Genomic DNA, 3939 nt, shown 5'->3' on the forward strand with positions numbered 1-3939 from the left:
TCGCAGGAGCCGTTATGTTACTACCGCTGCCCGCACGCCGGCGGAGCGGTATTTGTAGCGTTTGCGGCAGGCGAGTGCGTGGCGCCAGATGGTACGATCAAGCCCGGTATGGACGCAAGCGAGCTTATCTCTTTGGCGTGCGATTACATAGGCGCATTTCAACTAAATCACGCCGTTTTATCAGGGGCGCTTTTGCTTAGAAATGGCACGAAATTTAGCGAAGCGGCGGGTAAGATCGTAGCAAATTTTAAAAATGACGCAGTCTTTTCGTTTGATAATTTGGGGAGGCTAAGCGAGGTAAAGTTCGCCGTATAGGGCTGCAAATATCGCGCCGTGCATTTACGGCTTTGAAATTTACGCCGTGAAATTCTGCTTCGTAAATTTTATATCTTAAAATTTTAAGCCTTGAAATTTTGTTCTGTAAAATTTAGGCTGCAAAAACTCCGTCGCGCGGAATTCTGCCTTAAAATTTAACGCTGCAAAATTTCGCCGCTAAATTTACGCCAAATCTCTAAATTTTAAATCAAAATCAGCCGCCGTCGATATCGAAATCAAGATGTTCTTTGAAGTAGGCGCGCAGCCTGCGGCGGTCGTTGCGACCGGGCGTGATCGCAAACCACAGCACGCGGTCGTTTAGATCCTTGCCGCGGATCAGCACGGTGTCGCGCAGCAAGATGTCGTGAAAGTCGCCGTTTAGCCGCCACGACGAAAGCGCCTTGGCGAAGATAAAGATCACGACGCCCACGACCATTATCACGAACGCCATCCCCACGCGCTCGCTCATAGCGATACCGACTAGCCACAGCACGATGATCGATGCATATGCAAAGTTCAGAAATTTCTCGTATTTTACGTAGCGGGAGTGGCTAAGCGCCGTATAGCCGGTGCAGGTGCGCAAAAAGCCTGGCGTGAGCCTAACGTAGTCGATATTAAAGAGCAGGATTTCGCTCTTGCCCGCGCCCGAGACGAAGGTGATCGCGTGGTCGCTAAATTTAAACAGCCCGCCGCCGTCGCGCCCTTGATACCAAGCTACGCCCGCGATCAAAAGCCCCAAAATCCCGCCTCCGCCGCGACCGCGTCCGTTACCTAAAAAAATTTCATCTAAATCAAGCCGGGCCGACACGCCGTAAAAAAATATAAAGACCATCATCGCAATGACGAAGATCACGATGAAGGAGTTGTCGTTTTTGACGCTAAATCCGCCTGCACTCGCGGTTCGTGCGCCGCGGCTGCGAAGGGCGGCTTTGTAGTCTTTGGTAGTAAAAGTAGGCATAAAGCTCCCTTTCTTTCGGGCTTGCAAAACAGCTTGCGCACGCTTTTAAAGCCCGTTTAGAACGGCGTAATTTTATAAAATTTCAGATCAAATTCGGATTAAATTTTAAATTTGAAGAGGCTTTGAAATTTAAGCGAGTTTCAAATTTAAAGGATTTGAAATTTAGCCGACGAACTTAATATCACAATAAAGCGTTACAGAGGCTTTGCGGGTGAAGCTACTCCGTTAAGAGCGGCGAACGCTTGGGAAATACGGCATTTTGAGTCTTGTAATGCTCTAAAATATAAAGAAATTCGGTGCTAAATTTAAAATGGTAATCGGCGGGCGCATGCTTGCCAGTGCGGGCTGCGGATTTCGCGATGAAATTTAAAAACGCGGCTTTGCAAGATTTAGCGAGTGCGAGTTTTGCAGAAGCTCGGACATATAAGACAGATGGCGAATGCAGGCATTATCATAAATTTTAAGTGCGGCGGCGCTGCGTAATTTTATCAAATATATGGAAAATTTACGGCAAATTTAAAACGCAGTCTAGCGGAGTTAATATGTCCGATTAAAATGCCGCTTGCAGCGGTTAGTGCGGTAAATTTACTCTGTGGTTGCAGTTAAAATTTCCGCCGCGCGGAGTAAATATCGCGCAGAGGTAAATTTGCCGCGTAGAAGCTAAATTTCGCGTCGCAGTTAAATCGACAATAGTCAAATCACAGCGAGCTAAAACGCTATAAATTTAGAGCTCGCCGCCGTAAGCGTTTGACTCAGGCTGAGCTGCGATTTTTTATTATAAGATGCCTATTGTTCGCATTCCTGCGGCTGTACAAAACAAACGGCGCCGCGTTTTAAATTTTAAAATTTTATTTGAATAAGCTATTTACGCTCTCGTCGTGATATACGCGCCTGATGACCTCGCCGAAAAGCGGGGCGACGCTGATTACCTTGATGCGGTCGCTTTCCTGCTTTAGCGGGATCGTGTCGGTCACGACGAGGCCGTCTAGCGCGCCGCTTTCGATGCGCTCGTATGCCGGGCCGCTTAGCACGGCGTGCGTGCAAAACGCGCTGACGCTCTTCGCGCCCTGTTCCTTAAACGCGCCCGCGGCCTTGACGATGGTGCCCGCGGTATCGATCATATCGTCGATTAGGATCACGTCCTTGCCCGCGACGTCGCCGATGATATTCATCACTTCGCTTTTGTTCGCCTCCTCGCGGCGCTTATCGACGATCACCAGATCGAGCGAGAGCTTTTTGGCGAAGCTTCTGGCGCGCGCGACGCCGCCAACGTCGGGGCTAGCGATGATCGGATTTTTTAAATTTTTCTCTTTCAGATAATCCAAAAATATCAGCGAGCCGTAGAGGTTATCGACCGGCACGTCGAAAAAGCCCTGTATCTGCCCCGCGTGCAGATCCATCGTGACGACGCGGTCGATCCCCGCCGTCTGCATCATATTTGCCACGAGCTTCGCGCTGATCGGTACGCGTGGGGCTGCCTTGCGGTCTTGGCGAGCGTAGCCGAAGTAGGGCACGACCGCCGTGATCGAGTTCGCGCTGGAGCGCTTCAGCGCGTCGGTTAGGATCAGAAGCTCCATCAGATTGGAGTTTGCGGGCGCGCAGGTAGGCTGGATGACGAAGACGTCCTTACCGCGCACGCTCTCGCCGATCTGGACGCTGATTTCGCCGTCGCTGAAGGTTTTGATCGCGCATTCGCTAAGCGGTAGCGAGAGATATTTGGAGATTTTTTTGGCAAATTCGGGATTTGCGGTGCCGGAGAAAATTTTATATCCGCGCATTTTGATGACCTTTGGATTGAAATTTGCTCGAATTCTACACTAAAAGCGCTAAATTTTAGCTAATTCGCCCGCTGCGCTCGCGTAAAATTCATAAGCGAGCATCGCGGACCGCCGCACGTTTGCGAGATAAATTCTTTAAAATTTCAGGGCGGCTCGGCTTGCCGCGGTTTTATCCTGGCGAAATTCGGCTTTGACTTACGGCGCCCGCGAGCGATCGTAGCCTGCGTTTTTGCACGAGCAGCCGCGCAGATTGCGGGCAAAACCGTATCGTAAAGTTTGATGAAAGTTTGAGAGAGCGCATCGGGCGGGAGCGCGGTACGGCTAAAACCGTATTGCAGAGAGCAGGGTGCCGATGAGCGCGAAATTTTATATTTGCGATACAGACAGGCAAAATTTTATCTTTGGAATCATAGTGAGCGCGCGTTTAAATTTAGATTTGAGCTTGCACGGGACAGACTGCGCGAATACTTTGCGGCGCGCTAAATTTAGGCTGCCGCGGCGCATAAATTTTATATTTCTTGGGCGGTTAAATTTAAAATGTGCTTTGCTTTGGTGAAAATTTAGAGCTCGCTTTGGCGATCAAATTTAAAGCTTGCTTTTTAGGGCTCGATCGCGCGCCGCAAAATTTTAAAATTTATCGCGCAGTTTTGGTCTATCGCGTAAATTTAGACACCGCCCTTGCGCGCTTAAATTTTAAAATCGCACAGGCTCTCTCGCCGCGTAAATGTCTATATCGTTTTGGTGCGCTTAAATTTAAAATCACGCGGAGGTAAATTTAATCCGCATAAAGCGTTATTCTGTGATTTTGGTGGGCTCGCCGAATAGCCTATTCATCTCGGAGATCAAAATTTCCTTGCCGTCCTGCGCGCCGTTTGCGAGCTCGGCGAG

General features: G+C 49.4%; 3 protein-coding genes. 1 reads left to right on the forward strand and 2 read right to left on the reverse strand.

All coding sequences use genetic code 11. From position 1 onward, the window contains the following. Window positions 1-315: hypothetical protein (locus Q0140_RS01575; RefSeq protein ID WP_297960975.1), on the forward strand; the 315-nt coding region annotated here is incomplete at its 5' end. Between the two features lie 214 nt (window positions 316-529). On the opposite strand, the gene Q0140_RS01580 is transcribed toward Q0140_RS01575, so the two are convergent. Together Q0140_RS01580 and Q0140_RS01585 are read right to left on the reverse strand one after the other, a co-directional pair. Then, window positions 530-1273: a hypothetical protein gene (locus Q0140_RS01580; RefSeq protein WP_297960978.1), complete on the reverse strand. Its 744-nt coding sequence runs from the start codon at window positions 1271-1273 to the stop codon at window positions 530-532. Window positions 1274-2121: 848 nt separating this feature from the next. Further along, a complete protein-coding gene (locus Q0140_RS01585; protein WP_005873085.1) occupies window positions 2122-3051 on the reverse strand; it encodes a ribose-phosphate pyrophosphokinase in 930 nt (309 codons plus the stop codon). Window positions 3052-3939: the final 888 nt, after the last annotated feature.

Source organism: uncultured Campylobacter sp. (genome assembly GCF_938045405.1).
GTDB lineage: Bacteria > Campylobacterota > Campylobacteria > Campylobacterales > Campylobacteraceae > Campylobacter_B.

Coding starts and splice junctions, on each gene's coding strand:
- Q0140_RS01585 (WP_005873085.1), bottom strand. CDS start 3,051: ATGCGCGGATATAAAATTTTCTCCGGCACCGCAAATCCCGAATTTGCC.
- Q0140_RS01580 (WP_297960978.1), bottom strand. CDS start 1,273: ATGCCTACTTTTACTACCAAAGACTACAAAGCCGCCCTTCGCAGCCGC.